Below are 18,209 nucleotides of genomic sequence, written 5' to 3'. Positions count from 1 at the left end.
GAGAAGAAGCTGTTCCCGAACGTCGACTTCTATTCGGGCATCATCCTCTCGGCGATCGGCTTCCCGACCACCATGTTCACCGTGCTCTTCGCGCTGGCCCGGACCGTGGGCTGGGTGGCGCAGTGGAACGAAATGATCAGCGACCCCGGCCAGAAGATCGGGCGCCCGCGCCAGCTCTACACCGGTCCGACGCAGCGCGATTACGTGCCGATCGACAAGCGCTAAGCGCTTCAGTTCGGCTCGACCATTACAGGGGCTGGTTTCCGACGGGAAACCAGCCCTTTGTTTTGCCTGCCGCCGAACCCATCAGGCCCGTGCACGCGATACTCGACAAACCACGAATTTTGGCAGAGCATCACACCGGCATGTGTTCGGGGAAACACAGTCACTGGAGGGCAAGAATGTCTGTTATCCGTACGCTGGTGCAGGTTATCGCAGTACTCGCGATCCTGATGGGACTGCTCTGGATCGGTCAGGGGCTCGGTATCATCATGTGGCCCAAAGAAAGCTTCATGCTGACCGACCGCACCTGGGCGGTGAACGGTTCAATCCTGGCTGCTGCCGGGCTGCTGGTCATCGTCCTGCTTCGCCGTGGTGGGCGCTGAAGCCAGCAGGTCGGCCGGTACGTCGAGGATGAAGCGCGCACCCTGGCCGGGGGCGCTGTCGATCGTCAGGTCACCGCTCATCGCGCGAGCAAGTCGGCGCGAGATGTAAAGGCCAAGGCCTGAGCCGCTTTCGTCGCTGCGGCCCAGACGCTCGAATTTCTCGAACACCTTGGCCTGCTGTTCCACACTGAGGCCCGGCCCCTGGTCGGCGACGATCACGCGTGCGCGGGCGCCCTCGCCTTCAAGCCGGATCCAGACCTGAGAGTTGTCCGGCGAGTAGCGGATTGCGTTGCCCACGAGGTTGAGCAGAACCTGAAGGACGCGGCGGAATTCGGCGATCGCGTGGAGATGTTCACCATGCTTGGGGGCATCCAGCGTAATACCCCGCTCCTGTGCGCGAACGGCCAGGATACCTGCGGCGCGGCGGGCCACGTCGGCCAGGTCAATCCGGTCGGGCGCGGTGTTGAAGTCTTCGGATTCGACAACTTCAAGGTCAGCAAGATCTTCGACCAGCGACAGCAGGTGCTGTCCGGCGGCAGCGATGTCGGCTGCGTACTGGCTGTATTCCTCGGCCAGGGGGCCCGCCAGACGCGTGCGGATCGTCTCCGCATTGGCGATGATCCGGGCGATCGGCTGACGCAGGACCGGGGCAATGTCGCGACCGACCAATCCGGGACCATTGCTCGGCATGACGGAATCGCCGCCGGGAACCGCTGGGGCGGGTTCTGGCGTGGCCAACGGCGTTTCGGCAACGAGGCAAAGTTCGAACCCGATGGGTTCTGACCCAGGCACTTCTTGCGGAAGCAAACTTACGCGCCAATTCCGGTCCGAACCGCGCAGTCTGACCGCGGCGCCATCCAGCAGCCGCCAGTGCAGTGGCTGACGATGGGAATTGCCCTCGATGCTGACAAAGTCTGTCCAGGGCTGACCGATTCCGCCGCGCATGACGGCGGTCAATTCAGTGAGGTCCGCTGCCTGGCTTTCGACCGCCAGGAGTCGCTGCCCCGCATCGAGCCGCGCGCTAAGTTCCGCGACCGTGCGGTCGATCGCGGCGCGATGGGCGGCGACGGCGGCGATGTCTTCCGGGGGCAAGGAGGCCGATTGCCACGAGAGAATCGAAATGCTGCAATCGCCGTTCTCTGCGGGATCGACTTCGATCCACGCCGTGACCTGTTCATTACCATCGTTTGCGCGGATCGTGCGGGCCAGCTTCAGGCCGAAATTGCGAGACTTGCGAACCAGTTCGAACAAGGCGGGAATGGCTATCGTGCCCGGAAGTTCGCCGCCGCAGCGCAGCTGCAGCCCGGCCAGCGGCTCGTCGGCAGTGACCAGCCGGTCAGCGCCGTCGCAATGCGCGCGGGCAAGAACTGCAGACATGGCGTTCACTCGATCAAAGCCCCGGATAGGCGGACGAGCGCGCGAGCAAGGCGGCGGCGCGATCGGCGCCAACCTGATCGAACCCGTCCGGCAAGGCAATATCGGGATGAAGCGAGGCGAATTGTTCGTCGATTGTAGCAGGCCTTAGGCCCGAAGCGCGCAGGGCCAGGGCCAGGCGCGCAAGTTGCCCCTCGTTCGTCGAAAGTACGGCCATGTCGCGTTCCTGACCGGAGGCGAGTGCTAGCGCGGTCAGGAAGATGCCAACCCCGGCATGCGCCACGGACAGGGCAGCGGTCGCGCCGCCGCCCATTCCGGTAACGATCCGCGCGATCAGCCCAAGCCGGCTGCGACTTTCATCGTAACGCCCTCGGATCGCAGCCTCGGCCAGCGCACAGTGCGCGCCAAAATCGGCATCGTTCGCGGCGACAGTGCGCATCGCAAGCAGGCAAGCGTGCAACAGGTCGCCCGGCAATTCCGTAACCGAATGCTGCATGCGCCGCTGCGACTGGGCAAAGCGCGCCTGTGCTGCAAGCAGCGCCATTGCGCTCGACGCGGTATTGTTCTCGCTCGATGAAATGAGTGCCTGAAGCAGCGGCGCAAGCACCGGGTCGAGCGCAAGGCGCGCCTGCAGACGCTCGGTCAATTGCCATTCCAGCGCCAGGGTGTGAATATGCGCAAGGAGCGCGTTGTTGGCGACAAATTCGCTTACCAGCGCGTCGATCCGCTCGGGCGCGTGGTCGCGATCGTCGGGCTGACCGGCCGCAATGGCCAGTTCGTCGAGCAACTGGCTGGCGATGTCGCTGAACATCCCGCGCACCCGCGCGATGATCTCGTCGCTGAACACCGAATGCTCGTCATTGGCCAGCAAGTGGCGCAAGATCGGCGCGATCGTGCCAATCAATGCGTCGCCGTGCGCCAGCTCTTCGCGCAGGGTCGTTTCCACTGGGATTCCGGCAGGCATCTGGGCATTGAATTGGTTCATAGCCGTATACATAGCGCTGCTTGGTTAAGGTCGCGTTAGTTGAACCTCTCCGCGAGGCAGCAGGATCCCGGCTGCCAATAACAGCACAACCGCAAGATAGATGGCCATCGCGCTAACCCCGGTGGCCACGGCGACCGCCAGAAGCAGCGCGAGCAATGCCCGGTCGTCGAGCCATGCTGTCCAGCGGCCGGCAAGAGCCCGCGGCAGCAGGCGAAGCAGCCCGATCAGGACGAAGGTGGGAAAGAACCGGTGGGCCACAGGCTGCCCAACCGGGATAACCCAGCTCCAGCCGACTAGTGTCATGATCACACCATCCGTAAGCCAGCCATAGGCGACCCGTCCATCGAGCCCGCGGGTGGAGGTCAGGGTTTCACCCTCGATCCGCGCCAGCAGGACCGCGATTTCGCGCAGGACCCAGCCCAGGGCGCTGAGGACGAGTCCAAGCCCGATCAGGCCAAACCAGCCCGCGCCAAGCGCCAGCAGCACCAGCAGCGCTGCCGCCATCACAACAACAAACGCGCCGCTTCCGGCATGGAGCATGGCGGGGCCAAGCGTGCGCACGGCGAGCAGGGCCAGTCCTCGGCTTGGGCTGAGCGGCACATCGTCGCGCGTGCGCTGTCGGATCCACAGCGGCTCGAGCGCGTGGGCCTCATCCTCGCTTCGCACGATCGTCCAGAATATCCCGTTTCCGGTCGCCGTCGGGATGGGGCGCTGGCGCAGTCCAGCCTGCAAAGCGATGCGTTGCAACGCCGAAGCCGCATCGCAATCGGCCGGCAGTTCTGCGATCCGTTCGACCAGGCGGCCCGGAATGCGCATCGCAGCTGCCCCGGCGTGGTTGAGATCGATCCGTTCGAAGCCGGCAGCCAGGCCCTGCTCTATCGGTTGCACCAGCACGGCCTGCCCCTGTTCGAGGACAGTGGCCGCTTCGGGTACCGAGACGAACAGCCCATCGCCAAGGACGATTACCTCGTCAATGGTCGTAACGAGACCGACCAACTGGCGCGGGCCGGAAATGACGTTGAACTGAACGCCGACCCGTTCTGCCACGTGCTGCAATTCGACCAGATCCGGGTCGAGCGCATGGGCGATGCACACGATCCGCTCGCAATGCAGCGCCAGTGCCAGCGCCAGCTGCTGGCGCGCAACGGTCATTCCGCCGATACGCAAAAAGCCGCGCGGTCGGTTTCCGCCTGCGTTGGCGGGCTCGATCAAAGTTAATAGCGCGACCCGCAGGGTCTCTCTCCACACCTGTCAGGAAACAGGCGCGGACTTTAGGGCAAGCCCGGCCCAGTGCCAAGCTATGCGTTCGCGGGATCCGCGCCTTCGGCATAAGCACCCGCAGAACCAGCGGAAAAATCGGAGAGCCAGTTCTGAATTTGGCGGGCGGCAACCGGGTCCCCCGGTGCGGCTACCAGTGCCTGCTCGGCAAGTGCGATCAGCGGGGCGGCATGAAAGCTTGCCGCCAGACCCTTGATGCGCAGCGCAGACATCTGCCAATTGCCATCGCAGCGCGAGCGTTTGAGCAGATCGACCTGGGTTGCGAGGCTTTCAACAAACGCCTGCCGCAATTCGACGAAAAGCGCCGCATCCTCGCCTGCGGCAGCGGCAAGAGTGGCGTCAAGATCTCCGACTTCATAGGCCATGACGCCCCATTAGCGATGCGGAGGTTAATCTGGGGTTTAAACCGGGCACTTACATGGTAAACCGTCGCAATGACCGGGGGAACGCGCATAGTCGCCATCGATGCCGCCAGCGCCAACAGTGCGCCAGGCGACGAAGCTGCAACAATGGTGGCGGACGGCACGCGTGCTGACGAAGCGCACTGGGACGACGACGCGCAAGACTACCCCCCTCCCCCGCGCCGCTGGCCCGCCAGGATTGCGGCAGGATTGGCCTGCATCGCCGTCGCGGCCTGGACTTGGCTGTTCGCACTGGCCAACACCGATGAAATTGCCGCTGGCGGAACGCCCGCACAGTGGGTTGGCTGGATCCGCGATTGGTCGGTCCCGGTCCTGCTGATCGGCGTCTCATGGCTCATCGCGATGCGCAACAGTCGGCGAGAAGCGCTGCGGTTTGGTGAAACTGCGCGGTTGCTGGGCGACGAATCGGCCCGTCTCGAATCGCGTCTTGCGACGGTCAATCGGGAGCTGAGCCTGGCCCGCGAATTCATCGCCGCGCAGAGCCGCGATCTCGACGCCCTCGGTCGGACGGCTAGTGAGCGGATCGGTGAGCACGCCGATCGGCTCGCCAGCCTGATTTCGGACAACGGCACACGGATCGATGCCATCGGCTCGGTCAGTGAAGCGGCGCTCGACAATATGGAGAAGCTGCGCTTCCAGCTGCCGGTGATCGCGAGCAGCGCCAAGGACGTTACCAACAATATCGGCGCTGCCGGACGGACCGCGCAAATCCAGCTTGAGGAAATGGTCCAGGGTTTCAACCGTCTCAACCAGTTCGGTCAGGCCAGCGAACGACAGGTCAAGGTGTTGCGGGATCTGGTGGACGACACTCTGGCAGGCTTTGCCCATCAAAGCGAACAGCTCGAAGCCATTACGCAGAACCGTTTTGCTGCGCTCAATGAGCGGAGCAACGAGTTCCGCGCCCAGCTCGATGCGCATGAAATCGAAATCCTCGCCGCCATTAGGAGCCGCGCCAAGGCGCTGGGCGAAGAGCTGGACGGCGTGCGCGGGCAGCTCGACAGCAGCGAGGCGGAAAGTCTAACTTCGCTGCGCGCCCGACTCGGCGCGGTGCGCGACGAGAGCGCAGCCATCGCGCGATCGCTGCGGGACAGTGAAGGTTCCGCGCTCGATGCCTGGCGCCGCTCGATCGGTCAGCTTGAGGAGGATCTCTCCGCCGCGGTCGCCAAGGTTGAGGCGATCGACGAGGCGGCCATGGCTTCGGCGCGCAAGCGGCTTGCTGAACTTGCCGCCGAGGCGGAACAGGTCGATGCCCGAATGGCCGAGCGAGATCGGATCTTTACCGAGGAAATCGAGCAGCGGCAGGCCGAGCTCGCGAAGCGCCAGGCCGATTTCAACCAGCGCATGTCCGAACAGATGGCCATGCTCGACAGCGAAATTGCCGAGCGGCGTGCACTGCAGGAACAGCAATCGCTAAGCCTGGTGCAGCATTCCGAGACGATTGCCGAGCAACTTGCCGACTTTTCCAGCCGGATGGAGGCGGTTGCGGCTCAAGGCAGCGAGGCAGAGGCCGCGATTGCCAAGGCGCTCGACACGCTGGCGCACAAGCTGGTGGCCAGCCGCGAAGCCCTGTCCGGCACGGACGCCGCCATTCTTGGCCTTACCGATGGGAGTGTTCGCCTGCTCGAGTTGATCCGCGCCGCCGTGACACACAGCGAAGAGGATCTGCCCAATGCAATCGGCACTGCCGAAGCGCGGCTAGCGACCCTGGCCGAACAGGCCGGATCGCTGCGCGACGTCGTGAAGGCAGCCGAGATGCATGGGTCTGAACTGGCTGGACTGGTCAGCGCGAGCAACGAAGGCCTCGAACAGGGGATCGCCCGTTCCGCCAAGCTGGATCAGGGCATGGCGGCCCAGCTTGCCTCGATCGATGCGCTCGGTCTTGCCCTCGACAAGGTCCGCGCGGAAAGCACTATGCTGGCGGAGCAGACACAGGGCGAATTGGCTGCCGCCATTGCGCAACTCGATGGTGCGGCACGCGCCGCGGTCACCGGGATCGGCGAGCTCAGTGCCGCCGAAATCGCAGGCATTGCCGCCAGGATCGGCGACGAAAGCGGAGCGGCCATTGAAAAGGCCATGCGCGCCAAGGCTGCCGAAGTGGCAGGCCAGCTTGAGCAGGCAGCCGCCCACGCCACCGGGGTCAGCCGCGAAGCGGCGCTGCAATTGCGCGATCAGCTTGGTAAGGTCAGCGAACTGGCCGGCAACCTGGAACGACGCGTTGCCCACGCCCGCGAGCGGGCCCAGGAGCAAGTCGACAACGATTTCGCACGGCGCGTCGCTCTGATCACCGAGAGCCTCAATTCAAACGCGATCGATATCGCGCGGGTGATGGACACCGATGTGACCGACACGGCCTGGGCGGCCTACCTGAAGGGCGATCGCGGGATATTTACCCGTCGTGCCGTGCGCCTGATGGAGACGGCCGAGGCCAAGGCGGTGACCCAGCTCTATGAGACAGAACGCGATTTTCGCGATCATGTCAGCCGCTATATCCATGACTTCGAAGCGATGCTGCGGCAACTGCTCTCGACACGCGATGGCCACGCGCTCGGCGTGACGCTGCTGTCATCGGATATGGGCAAGCTCTACGTCGCCCTGGCCCAGGCAATCGAGCGGCTGCGCAACTGAGGCCTGGCCCGCGCCAGGCCGTAAACCCAAAAGCGGCACCACCAAGGTTTGAGCCATCTGGGCTCAAGACCTGCGGGACACCGGAAAGGGGCAACGCCCTAGTTGCCGGTGCTTTCAGTGCTCAACGCAGGATACAGGAAGTCGATGTCCTGCGGCGTGATCCAGTCGTTGACATAGTTGATGTAGAACGCCGCGAAGAAGATCAGGCCAAGGATCGTCGCCCGCTTGATGACGCGCTTTGGCCGGAAATCGCGCGGCGCGGAATCAGCCTGGCCCGGGATGCGCTCATGGTCATGATGGTGCGTGCCACCGCGCGCTTCGAACGGCAGCACGAAGATCGCCGCCGTCACCCACAGCAGGAAGAAGATCGCAAGGGCAGAGGTCCAGCGCATGGGGTCAGTACTCCGGCAGTATCACGCGCACTTGCGGCTTCTTGCCCGACCAGCGCGTGGCGGCGCGGCGGGCGGCAAGGCGCGCGGCTTCGACAATGACTTCGCGGTCGTGGCGCTGACCACCCTTGAGTTTGGCCAGTGCGGCGGCGACGTCCTCGCGCGCTTCGGCAAGGAATTCGTCCTGATCCTCGTCGAGCGGCAGACCAATGCTCTCAACATGGGCGCGGCCCTTGCTGTCGAGCACGACGATCACGAGCCCGTTATGGGCCAGACGGCGGCGCATCACCATCGCCTCGCCATCAGCGGGGGCGATGATTTCGCCGTCTAGCACCAGACGCCCGGCGCGCACTTCGCTGAACTTGCCGGGCTTGCCCGGGGCGAGGCGGATCAAATCGCCGTTCTGCTGGGTGATCGCCTTGGGAATGCCGCAAGACCGGCCAAGCCGCGCCTGTTCGTGCATGTGCCGAACCTCGCCGTGAACCGGCAAAAGGATCTGCGGGCGCAGCCAGCCGTAGAGTGCTTCCAACTCAGGGCGACCGGGATGACCCGAGACGTGGATGTCGGCCTGCCGGTCGGTCACCAACGTGATGCCGCGCGCGGCCAAGCGGTTCTGGATCCGGCCGATCGCCAGTTCGTTGCCGGGGATCTGGCGACTGGAAAACAGCACGACATCGCCCGCCTCTAGCGCGATCGGATGGGTATCCTCCGCAATCCGGGCCAGCGCTGCGCGGGGCTCCCCCTGCCCGCCGGTGGCGACGATCAGCACTTCGCCGCGCGGCAGGTTCATTGCCGTGTCGAAGTCGACAATGTCCGGGATCGACTTGAGATAGCCGCTGGCCTGCCCGGTGCGGATAATCCGGTCGAGCGAGCGTCCGGCCACGCACAGTCGGCGGTTGGTGGCCTTGGCGACTTCACCAAGCGTTTCGAGGCGCGCGACGTTGGACGCGAAGGTCGTCACCAGCACGCGCTTGCCGTGGTGACGGGCAACCTCGGCCTGCAGCGCGTCGCGCACCGCGCCTTCGCTACCCGATGCTTTCGGGTTGAACACGTTGGTCGAATCGCAGACCAGCGCCAGTACGCCTTCGTCGCCGATGGCGGTCAGTTCCGCAGGTGTTGCCGGAACCCCGACCAGCGGTTCATCGTCGAGCTTCCAGTCGCCGGTGTGGAACACCCGGCCATAGGGCGTCTCGATCACCAGCGCATTGCCTTCGGCAATCGAGTGGGCCAGCGGCACGTAACGGATGCCGAACGGGCCAAGCTGGAAGGGATCGAGGTGGTCGATCACGATCAGCTCTACCTCGTGGGTCAGCCCGGCTTCCTCAAGCTTGTCGGCAACCAGGCGCGCGGTAAACGGGGTGGCGTAGAGCGGCACGCCGAGTTCTTGCGCGAAATAGGGCACCGCGCCGATATGATCCTCGTGCGCGTGGGTCAGCACCACGCCGACGAGGTCCTTCTTGCGCTCCTCGATGAATTCAAGGTCGGCGAAGACCAGTTCGATCCCGGGATATTCGGCCGCGCCGAAGGTCATCCCGAGGTCAACCATCAGCCACTTGCCCTCGCAGCCATAGAGATTGACGTTCATGCCAATCTCGCCCGAGCCGCCCAGGGCGCAAAACAGCAGTTCCTGCCCTGGCTTCACGCCGATTTGTCCCTGCTGGCATAGAGCAGCGCCAGGCCGCGAAGCGTCAGTTCCGGCTCAACCCGGTCGAACAGGTGGGCGTGCTGCTGGAACAGCGGGGCAAGGCCGCCGGTCGCGATCACCTTCACTTCGCCGCCGATTTCCGCCTTCATCCGCGCGATCATGCCTTCGATCATCGAGACATAACCCCAGTAAATCCCGATCTGCATCTGCCCGACCGTGTCGCGCCCGATCACTCTTGCGGTGGGGGGCGGCTCGATGGCAATGCGCGGGAGCATGGCGGCAGCGTTGTAGAGCGCGTCGAGCGACAGGCTGACGCCCGTGGCAATCGAGCCGCCCATATAGGCACCGTCTGGACCGATGTGGTCGAAGGTGGTGGCCGTGCCGAAGCTGATCACGATCTTGTTGCCAGCTTCGAGCGCCTGCGCGGCGATTGCGTTGACGGCGCGATCCGCCCCCAGGGCGCGCGGCTCGTCAACCTTGAGGGCGATTCCCCATTCCACCGGCGGGCGGCCGGCGATCAGCGGATCGGTACCAAAATACTTTTGCGAGAGCACTTGCAGGTTGTGCAGCGCGCGGGGCACAACCGTGGCGATAATCACCGCATGCACATCGGAACGGGCATAGCCTTCCATTTCGAGCAACTGGTTGAGCCAAACAGCATATTCGTCAGCCGTCCGCTTGGGATCGGTCGCGATGCTCCAGCGCTGGACGATCTCGCCCGCGGCATTGACCAGTGCGAACTTCACATTGGTGTTGCCGTTGTCGATCGCGATCAACATTCTGCCCAAGTCCTCTCAACTATTCGGCGCGAGACGCACTTCGCCCGCATGGATTACCCGCGTCGTGCCGTCAGGAAGCCGCAGTTGCAAGGCTCCATCGGCGGTCAGTCCGGCAAATTCGCCGATTATCGGCTGTTCACCCGGCTCACCGACGGATAGCGGCGTCCCCGCCGGGTGCCCGGCGGCGAGCCAGCGCCGCACCAGCGGCTCAAGGCCATAGGTCCGCCAGCGTTCGAGCTCGCGCGCGAACTGGCGAGAAAGCATGTCAGCAAACAGATCGCGATCGGGCGCTGGGCCAAATGCGGACAGGGCGATCGTTGCGCGTCCCTCCACCACGGGCGCCGCCGCGAGGTTGACCCCAATGCCGACAACCACCGCATCGCCTACCCGCTCAAGCAGGATGCCGCTGAGCTTTGCGGCACCGATCATCAGATCGTTCGGCCATTTGAGCAGGGCAGCATGCGGCGGCGGAACCAGCGGGCTGACCGCCTCGTGCACCGCCAGACCGGCGACCAGCGCCAGGCTGCCCGCTGCGGGATCGCCCGGCGTGAGGCGGACGACCGTCGAGCCCATGAAGTTGCCATGACCGTCGAACCATGTGCGGCCCTTACGGCCGCGCCCGGCGGTCTGCCGATCGGCCACCAACCAGTCGCCCTCGCCCAAGCGCTCACCGGAAGCGAGCGCCCGGGCCAGATCGGCGTTGGTCGAGCCGGTTTCGGGCAGGGTCCGGATCAAACCGGCGTCGACTTAGACCGAGTGGAACAGGATTGCGGCGGCCGTATCCGCGAAGTCGCCCAGGCAGCGCGTCAGCAGGTAGCCGAGCGGCGAGATGAACAACGCCGAGGCTGCGAGCAGCACGGCATGGGTCATATCGCTGGTCCCGGTGACCTTGCCCGCCGGTTCGTCGAAATACATGACCTTGACGACCTTGAGGTAATAGAAGGCACCGATCACGCTGGCGGCGATACCGAGCGCGGCGAGCGGGACCATCCCGGCCTGAACTGCGGCCTGGAACACCACGAACTTGCCCCAGAAGCCGAACAGCGGCGGGATGCCCGCAAGGCTGAACATCACCATGGCGAGGCCCAGCGCGATCAGCGGACGAGTGCGAGAAAGGCCCGCGATGTCGGCAATGGCTTCCACCTGGTTGCCTTGCGCGTCCCTCAGCATCAGCGCGGCGACGAAGCCGCCGATGGTCATCGCGACGTAGATCGCCAAGTAGACCAGCATGGCCGAGGCGCCTTGCGGCGTCGCGGCCGACAGGCCGACCAGGATGAAGCCGACGTTGTTGATCGACGAATAGGCGAGCAGGCGCTTGATGTTGCCCTGCCCGATAGCGCCCAGCGCGCCGACTACGATCGAGGCGACGGCGGCGAAGATCACGATCTGCTGCCAGGCGGCCGACTGCGGCCCGAAGGCTTCGAGCGCGACGCGCATGGTAAGCCCCAGCGCAGCGACCTTGGGGGCCGAGGCAAAGAAGGCGGTAACCGGCGTCGGCGCGCCTTCATAGACGTCGGGCGTCCACATGTGGAACGGCACGGCGCTGATCTTGAAAGCCAGACCCGCGAGCACGAAGGTCAGCCCGAACAGCGCGCCCTTGCTGATCCCGCCAGTCAGCGCCGCGGCGATGCCGCTGTAGCTGGTGGTGCCGGTGAAGCCGTAGGTCAGGCTCATCCCGAACAGCAGGATGCCGCTGGCGAGCGCGCCCAGCACGAAGTACTTAAGCCCCGCTTCGGCGGAGCGTTCGTCCGACTTGAGGAAGGCGGCAAGGACATAGGCGGCGAGCGAGTTCAATTCGAGCCCGATGTACAGCGTCAGCAGGTTCTGCGCCGAAACCATGATCCCCATGCCAAGCGCCGCGAACAGCACCAGCACCGGGTATTCCGCACGCATCGCCCCGACTTTGTCGAAGTAGGGCGGCGCTACTACCAGCGTGGCCGCAGCGGCGATGTAGATCAGCACCTTGGCAAAGGCGGCGAAGGAATCCGCTGCGAACAGCCCGCCAAAGGCCGAAACTTCTGCCGCCGAAGTGCCAGTCAGCGCAGGCGCGACGAGCAGGATGGCCGCAACCAGCACGGCGGCAGCGGCCCAGGTAACTGCACGCGCAGCGCGCGCGCCACCGACCCAAGCCGAGACGAGCAGCAGGACAAGGCCAGAAAGGCTCAACAGTTGTTCAGGCGCAATCAGGCGCAGGGAGTGCATCAGGTCCATCAGTGCGCCCCCTCTTGCGCAGCAGGTTCGCCGTGTCCGGCGTGTTCATCGGCAGCCTTGGGCTTGCCAGCGGTGACCTTGGCGTCACCGGCGGGCTTGGCTTGGGCGAGGCGAGCATCGAGTGCGGCAATGTCCGAACGCATCGGCGCCAGGAAGCTCTCCGGATAGACGCCCATCCACAAAACCACGGCTGCAAGCGAGGCCAGCATGCCCAGTTCGACCTTGTTGAGATCGGGCATGGCGGCGGCATCGGCGTTCTTCTGCTCGCCAAAGGCCACGCGGCGATAGAGGTAAAGCATGTAGGCGGCGCCAAGGATGATCCCCGTGGTGCTGACCAGCGCCACCAGGCTAGACACCTGGTAGATCCCCGCAAGGCTCAGGAATTCGCCAACGAAACCGCTGGTGCCGGGCAGGCCGACCGAGGCCATGGTGAACAGCATGAACAGCAGCGCATACTTGGGCATGCTGATCGACAGGCCGCCGTAACGGCTGATCTCACGCGTGTGCAGACGGTCGTAGATGATGCCGACGCACAGGAACAGCGCGCCTGCCACCAGACCGTGGCTGAGCATCACGATCATCGTGCCTTCCAGCCCCTGGACGTTGAAGGCAAACAGCCCGACCGTGACGATCGCCATGTGCGCGACCGAGGAATAGGCAATCAGCTTCTTCATGTCGCTCTGCACCAGGGCGACGAGGCTGGTGTAAACCACCGCGACCATCGAGAGGATGTAGATCAGCCACGCGAAGTCGGCGCTGGCCTGCGGGAACATCGGCAGCGAGAAGCGGATGAAGCCGTAGCCGCCCATCTTCAGCAGCACGCCCGCCAGGATCACGGACCCTGCGGTCGGTGCCTGCACGTGGGCATCGGGCAGCCAGGTGTGGACCGGCCACATCGGCATCTTCACCGCAAAGCTGGCGAAGAAAGCGAGCCACAGCCACTTCTGCGCGGCAACCGGGAAATCATAGGCCATCAGGGTCGGCACGTCGGTCGTCCCGGCCTCGTTCGCCATCCACAGCATCGCGATAAGCATCAGCACCGAGCCGAGTAGCGTGTAGAGGAAGAACTTGTAGCTGGCGTAGATGCGGTCCGCCCCGCCCCAGATGCCGATGATCAGGTACATCGGGATCAGGCCGGCTTCGAACATGATGTAGAACAGGAACAGGTCCTGCGCGGTGAACACGCCGATCATCAGCGTTTCCATCAGCAGGAACGCGGCCATGTATTCACCGACGCGCTTCTCGATCGAGGCGCTGGCGAGGATGCAGATCGGCATCAGGAACACCGACAGCTCAATCAGCATCAGGGCGATGCCGTCGATCCCGAGCTTCCACGAGAAGCCAGCAAACAACGGCGCGTTTTCGGTGAACTGCCACTGCGGCCCGCCCACTTCAAAGCGGCTCCACAGGACAATGCCGAGCAGGAAGTCGATCACCGTGGCGACAAGCGCGATGGTGCGGGCGGTTTTCGCTTCGACGAGCAGGCAGGCGACCGCGCCAAGGAGCGGCACCAGCAGCATCAGCGAGAGGATGGGAATTCCGAACATATCAGTGCACCATCACCCAGGTGATCGCCGCCGTTAGGCCCAGCAGCATGACCAGCGCGTAGCTGTAGAGGTAGCCCGACTGGACCTTCTGCGCGATCCGGCTGCCGCGCACCACGGCCCAGGCTGCGCCATTCGGGCCGAAGCGGTCGATCAGGCCGATGTCGCCCAGCTTCCAGAACTTGTCACCCAGCCAGAAGGCGGGACGCACGAACAGGAAGTTGTAGAGCTCGTCGAAGTACCACTTGTTGTAGACGAACTTGTGAACCACCCCGATCTGGCTCACGACCTTGGCCGGGAACGAGGTATTTACAAGGTAGGCGTAAACGGCGGTCACAAAGCCGGCGACCATCACGATGAACGGTGCCCACTTCACCCAGCCCGGCACACCGTGCATGTGGTGGATCAGTTCCTCGCTGAATGCGATCGAACCCTTCCAGAACTCGCCGGTGCCTTCGCTGATGAACGCGTGGCTGAACACGAAACCGGCCAGCACCGCACCAACGCTCAGAACGCCAAGCGGGATCAGCATGTTGATCGGGCTTTCGTGCGGATGATAGCCCGCGGTGCCATCGTCATGGCCGTGGTCGCCGTGACCATGGGCATGATCGCCATGGCCGTGCGCATGATCGCCGTGGCCATGCGCATCGTGCACGGCGTGCTGGATGTGCTCGGACTGCGACCAGCGCGGCTTGCCGAAGAAGGTCAGGAACACGAGGCGCCAGGAATAGAAGCTGGTGAGCAGCGCGGCGGCGATCCCGGCATAGAAGCCGAAGCGGCCGCTTTCGCTGGCGCTGGCATAGGCGGCTTCGAGGATCGAGTCCTTCGAATAGAAGCCCGCGAAGCCGAACACGTCGACAATGCCGACCCCGGTGATCGCCAGCGTGCCGGCCATCATCGCCCAGTAGGTCAGCGGGATCTGCTTACGCAGGCCGCCATAGTACCGCATGTCCTGTTCGTGGTGCATGGCATGGATCACCGAACCAGCGCCCAGGAACAGCAGCGCCTTGAAGAAGGCGTGGGTGAACAGGTGGAACATCGCCGCGCCCGGCGCGCCAACGCCCGCCGCCACGAACATGTAGCCGAGCTGCGAACAGGTCGAATAGGCGATGACGCGCTTGATGTCCCATTGGGTGGTGCCGATGGTCGCCGCGAAGAAGCAGGTTGCCGCGCCGACATAGGTCACCACGGTCATCGCGGTTTCGCTGACCTGGAACATCGGCGACAGGCGGCAGACCATGAACACGCCGGCGGTCACCATGGTCGCGGCGTGGATCAGTGCCGACACCGGGGTCGGGCCTTCCATCGCGTCGGGCAGCCAGGTGTGCAGGCCCAGCTGCGCCGATTTGCCCATCGCGCCGATGAACAGCAGGATGCACAGCACGGTCATCGTTTCGAAGCGATAGCCCAGGAAACCGATGGTCGAACCGGCCATGCCGGGGGCAGCTTCAAGGATTGCCGGGATCGAGACGGTCCCGAACACCAGGAAGGTGCCGAAGATGCCCATCATGAAGCCCAGGTCGCCCACGCGGTTGACCACGAAGGCCTTGATCGCGGCGGCGCTGGCCGAGGGCTTGCGGAACCAGAAGCCGATCAGGAGGTAAGAGGCGAGGCCCACCCCTTCCCAGCCGAAGAACATCTGCACCAGGTTGTCGGCCGTCACCAGCATGAGCATGGCGAAGGTGAACAGCGACAGGTAGGCGAAGAAGCGGGGCTGGTCGGGATCTTCCGACATGTAGCCCCACGAATAGAGGTGGACGAGCGCGGAAACGCTGGTGACCACGACCAGCATGATCGCGGTCAGCGTATCGACGCGGAAGGCCCAGTCGAAAGTCAGGCTGCCCGACTGCACCCAGTGCAGCACCGGCACAACGTGCGCTTCGGCATGGCCGCTGAGGAAGCTGAGGAAGATCGGCCAGCTGAGCGCACAGGCGGTAAACAGCGCGCCGGTCGTCACGACCTTGGCGGGCACGTTGCCGATCATGCGGTTGCCCAGCCCCGCGATGGCGGCAGCCAGCAATGGCAGGAACACGATGAAGAGGATCGGATCCACTGGTACTTATCCCTTCATCTGGTTGACGTCGTCGACCGCGATGGTGCCGCGATCACGGAAGTAGATGACGAGGATCGCCAGGCCGATCGCCGCTTCGCCTGCCGCCACGGTCAGCACGAACATGGCGAAGATCTGCCCCGTCAGGTCATGCAGGAAGCTGCTGAACGCGACGAGGTTGATGTTCACCGCAAGCAGGATCAGTTCGATCGCCATCAGGATGATGATGACGTTCTTGCGGTTGAGGAAGATCCCCAGCACGCCGAGCACGAACAGGATCGAGCTGACGATGACGTAGTGTTCGATGCCGATCACAGCGAAACCCCCTTGCCCACTTCAGGCTGCGTATTGACGGTCGCGTCCTCGGGACGGCGGGCAACCTGCTTGGCGATGTTCTGCCCGCGCACTCCGCCGCGTTCGCGGTGAGTCAGCACGATCGCCCCGATCATGGCGACCAGCAGGATGATGCCGGCCGCTTCGAACAGGAACACGTACTTGGTGTAGAGCAGCGCACCGATGGATTCGATATTGCTGGCCCCGGCAATCGCGGCATTGCTGCCGTCGGCCTTGCCGATCGCCAGCCCGCCGGCCTTGACCGCGCCGATGCCGAACAGCAGTTCGACCAGCAGGACCACGGCGAGCAGCATGCCCAGCGGGAAGTTCCTGATGAAGCCAGCGCGCAGTTCGGCGAAGTCGATGTCGAGCATCATGACGACGAACAGGAACAGCACCGCGACCGCACCGACATAGACGATCACCAGCAGCATGGCGATGAATTCGGCCCCGGCAAGGACCATCAGGCCCGCAGCGTTGAAGAAGGCGACAATCAGCCAAAGCACCGAGTGAACCGGGTTGCGCGACAGGATCGTGAACGCACCCGCCGCAACGGTCAGCGCGGCGAACAGGTAAAAGGCGAGGACGGGGATCAGACCGACGTGTTCCATGGTGCGCGCCCCCTAGCGATACGGCGCATCGGCTTCAAGGTTCGCGGCAATCGCCCGCTCCCACTTGTCCCCGTTCGCCAGCAGCTTGGCCTTGTCGTAAAGCAGTTCTTCGCGCGTTTCGGTCGCGTATTCGAAGTTCGGCCCCTCGACGATGGCATCGACCGGGCAGGCTTCCTGGCAAAAGCCACAGAAGATGCACTTGGTCATGTCGATATCGTAGCGCGTGGTGCGGCGGCTGCCGTCTTCACGCGGTTCGGCTTCAATGGTGATCGCCTGCGCCGGGCAGGTTGCCTCGCACAGCTTGCAGGCGATGCAGCGTTCCTCGCCGTTGGGATACCGGCGCAGCGCGTGCTCACCGCGGAAGCGGGGCGACAGCGGGTTCTTCTCGAAGGGGTAGTTGATCGTCGCCTTGGGCTTGAAGAAGTACTTCAAGGTCAGCCAATGCGCCTTCACGAACTCCCACAGGGTGAAGCTCTTTACGAGTTGGGCGACACTCATGCGAAATGTCCTGTAAGCATCAGGTAGCCGCTGACGATAAACACCCACAGCAGCGAAACAGGCAGGAAGACCTTCCAGCCAAGGCGCATCAGCTGGTCATAGCGATAGCGCGGGACTGTCGCCTTCACCCAACTGAACACGAAGAAGAAGAAGAAGATCTTGGCGAAGAGCCAGATCCAGCCCGGCACGATATACAGCGCCGGAATGTCGAGCGGCGGCAGGTAGCCGCCCCAAAACAGCACGGCGTTGAGCGCGCACATCAGGAGCACGTTGGCATATTCGCCGAGCCAGTAGAGCGCGAAGCTCATGCTCGAATATTCGGTCTGGTAACCGGCCACCAGTTCCGATTCCGCTTCGGTCAGGTCAAACGGTGCGCGCTGGGTTTCCGCCATGCCCGAGATCAGGAACATCACCCACATCGGGAACAGCAGCGGATTGGCGACGAAACCGTTGATCAGGCCCAGCACATGGCCCTTCTGCGCCATGACAATGCCGTTCATGTTGAACGTGCCCGCCCACAGCACCACGCAGATCAGGATGAAGCCGATCGAGACTTCGTAAGAGATCATCTGCGCCGAAGCGCGCATGGCCGAGAAGAACGGATACTTCGAGTTCGACGACCAGCCCGCGATGATCGTGCCGTAAACCCCGAGCGACGAGATCGCGAGGATGTAGAGCAGGCCGACGTTGATGTCGGCGAGGATCGCGGCCGAATTGAACGGGATCACCGCCCAGGCCATCAGTGCGACGGTGAAGGTGATGATCGGCGCGATCAGGAACAGGCCCTTGTTGGCCGCCGAAGGAATGATCGTTTCCTGCAGCATGACCTTGAGGCCGTCGGCGAACGATTGCAGCAGGCC

18 protein-coding genes are annotated in these 18,209 nt (G+C 64.0%); 3 read left to right on the top strand and 15 right to left on the bottom strand.

Annotated elements, in window-relative coordinates:
* A partial coding sequence (locus ACE3SN_RS11215) for a citrate/2-methylcitrate synthase (RefSeq protein WP_374530031.1) occupies positions 1 to 225 on the top strand: 225 nt, incomplete at its 5' end.
* Positions 226 to 401: 176 nt separating this feature from the next.
* Complete coding sequence (locus tag ACE3SN_RS11210; protein ID WP_374530029.1) at positions 402 to 605, top strand: hypothetical protein; 204 nt, start codon at positions 402 to 404, stop codon at positions 603 to 605.
* Here ACE3SN_RS11210 and ACE3SN_RS11205 read toward each other — a convergent pair.
* The 4 genes from ACE3SN_RS11205 to ACE3SN_RS11190 form a co-directional block, all read right to left on the bottom strand.
* Positions 546 to 1,982 carry a sensor histidine kinase gene (locus ACE3SN_RS11205; protein ID WP_374530027.1) on the bottom strand — a complete coding sequence of 479 codons (1,437 nt, stop codon included), beginning with the start codon at positions 1,980 to 1,982 and terminating at the stop codon, positions 546 to 548. The two genes, ACE3SN_RS11210 and ACE3SN_RS11205, sit on opposite strands and share 60 nt — an antisense overlap.
* A gap of 13 nt (positions 1,983 to 1,995) precedes the next feature.
* Positions 1,996 to 2,925, bottom strand: a complete 930-nt coding sequence (locus tag ACE3SN_RS11200) for a hypothetical protein (protein WP_374530025.1) — start codon at positions 2,923 to 2,925, stop codon at positions 1,996 to 1,998.
* 63 nt (positions 2,926 to 2,988) lie between these two features.
* A complete protein-coding gene (locus tag ACE3SN_RS11195) occupies positions 2,989 to 4,116 on the bottom strand; it encodes a hypothetical protein (RefSeq protein ID WP_374530023.1) in 1,128 nt (375 codons plus the stop codon).
* 146 nt (positions 4,117 to 4,262) lie between these two features.
* Entirely contained in the window at positions 4,263 to 4,607 is a 345-nt protein-coding gene (locus tag ACE3SN_RS11190; RefSeq protein WP_374530021.1) for an Hpt domain-containing protein, read from the bottom strand.
* A gap of 69 nt (positions 4,608 to 4,676) precedes the next feature.
* Here ACE3SN_RS11190 and ACE3SN_RS11185 point away from each other — a divergent pair, with 69 nt between their 5' ends.
* A complete protein-coding gene (locus ACE3SN_RS11185) occupies positions 4,677 to 7,289 on the top strand; it encodes an ATPase (protein WP_374530019.1) in 2,613 nt (870 codons plus the stop codon).
* 98 nt (positions 7,290 to 7,387) lie between these two features.
* Here ACE3SN_RS11185 and ACE3SN_RS11180 read toward each other — a convergent pair whose 3' ends face one another.
* From ACE3SN_RS11180 to ACE3SN_RS11130, 11 genes are all read right to left on the bottom strand, one after another.
* Positions 7,388 to 7,681, bottom strand: coding sequence for a DUF1467 family protein (locus tag ACE3SN_RS11180; protein ID WP_374530017.1), 294 nt, complete (start codon positions 7,679 to 7,681; stop codon positions 7,388 to 7,390).
* 4 nt (positions 7,682 to 7,685) lie between these two features.
* Positions 7,686 to 9,263: a ribonuclease J gene (locus ACE3SN_RS11175; protein ID WP_374530035.1), complete on the bottom strand. Its 1,578-nt coding sequence runs from the start codon at positions 9,261 to 9,263 to the stop codon at positions 7,686 to 7,688.
* Positions 9,264 to 9,316: 53 nt separating this feature from the next.
* Complete coding sequence (locus ACE3SN_RS11170) at positions 9,317 to 10,102, bottom strand: type III pantothenate kinase (RefSeq protein ID WP_374530015.1); 786 nt, start codon at positions 10,100 to 10,102, stop codon at positions 9,317 to 9,319.
* A 15-nt stretch (positions 10,103 to 10,117) separates the two neighbouring features.
* A complete protein-coding gene (locus ACE3SN_RS11165) occupies positions 10,118 to 10,837 on the bottom strand; it encodes a biotin--[acetyl-CoA-carboxylase] ligase (RefSeq protein WP_374530013.1) in 720 nt (239 codons plus the stop codon).
* 12 nt (positions 10,838 to 10,849) lie between these two features.
* The gene (nuoN, locus tag ACE3SN_RS11160; protein ID WP_374530011.1) at positions 10,850 to 12,313 is read right to left on the bottom strand and encodes an NADH-quinone oxidoreductase subunit NuoN; all 1,464 of its coding nucleotides are present in this window, start codon (positions 12,311 to 12,313) and stop codon (positions 10,850 to 10,852) included.
* Complete coding sequence (locus ACE3SN_RS11155; protein WP_374530010.1) at positions 12,313 to 13,860, bottom strand: NADH-quinone oxidoreductase subunit M; 1,548 nt, start codon at positions 13,858 to 13,860, stop codon at positions 12,313 to 12,315. Before ACE3SN_RS11155 ends, nuoN begins: the two co-directional genes overlap by 1 nt.
* A 1-nt stretch (position 13,861) precedes the next feature.
* The gene (nuoL, locus tag ACE3SN_RS11150) at positions 13,862 to 15,910 is read right to left on the bottom strand and encodes an NADH-quinone oxidoreductase subunit L (protein ID WP_374530008.1); all 2,049 of its coding nucleotides are present in this window, start codon (positions 15,908 to 15,910) and stop codon (positions 13,862 to 13,864) included.
* A gap of 6 nt (positions 15,911 to 15,916) precedes the next feature.
* On the bottom strand, positions 15,917 to 16,222 hold the full coding sequence (gene nuoK, locus ACE3SN_RS11145) for an NADH-quinone oxidoreductase subunit NuoK (protein ID WP_374530006.1): 306 nt from the start codon (positions 16,220 to 16,222) through the stop codon (positions 15,917 to 15,919).
* A complete protein-coding gene (locus ACE3SN_RS11140; RefSeq protein ID WP_374530033.1) occupies positions 16,219 to 16,836 on the bottom strand; it encodes an NADH-quinone oxidoreductase subunit J in 618 nt (205 codons plus the stop codon). Before ACE3SN_RS11140 ends, nuoK begins: the two co-directional genes overlap by 4 nt.
* A 27-nt stretch (positions 16,837 to 16,863) precedes the next feature.
* Complete coding sequence (nuoI, locus tag ACE3SN_RS11135; protein ID WP_374530004.1) at positions 16,864 to 17,349, bottom strand: NADH-quinone oxidoreductase subunit NuoI; 486 nt, start codon at positions 17,347 to 17,349, stop codon at positions 16,864 to 16,866.
* Positions 17,346 to 18,209: NADH-quinone oxidoreductase subunit H (locus ACE3SN_RS11130; protein ID WP_374530002.1), on the bottom strand; the 864-nt coding region annotated here is incomplete at its 5' end. The genes ACE3SN_RS11130 and nuoI, both read right to left, overlap by 4 nt.

Origin of the sequence: Novosphingobium sp., assembly GCF_041915465.1 — a bacterium.
Taxonomy (GTDB): Bacteria; Pseudomonadota; Alphaproteobacteria; order Sphingomonadales; family Sphingomonadaceae; genus Novosphingobium.
Note: the sequence above shows the minus strand (reverse complement) of the source record. Positions and strands in the feature narration are given on the sequence as shown.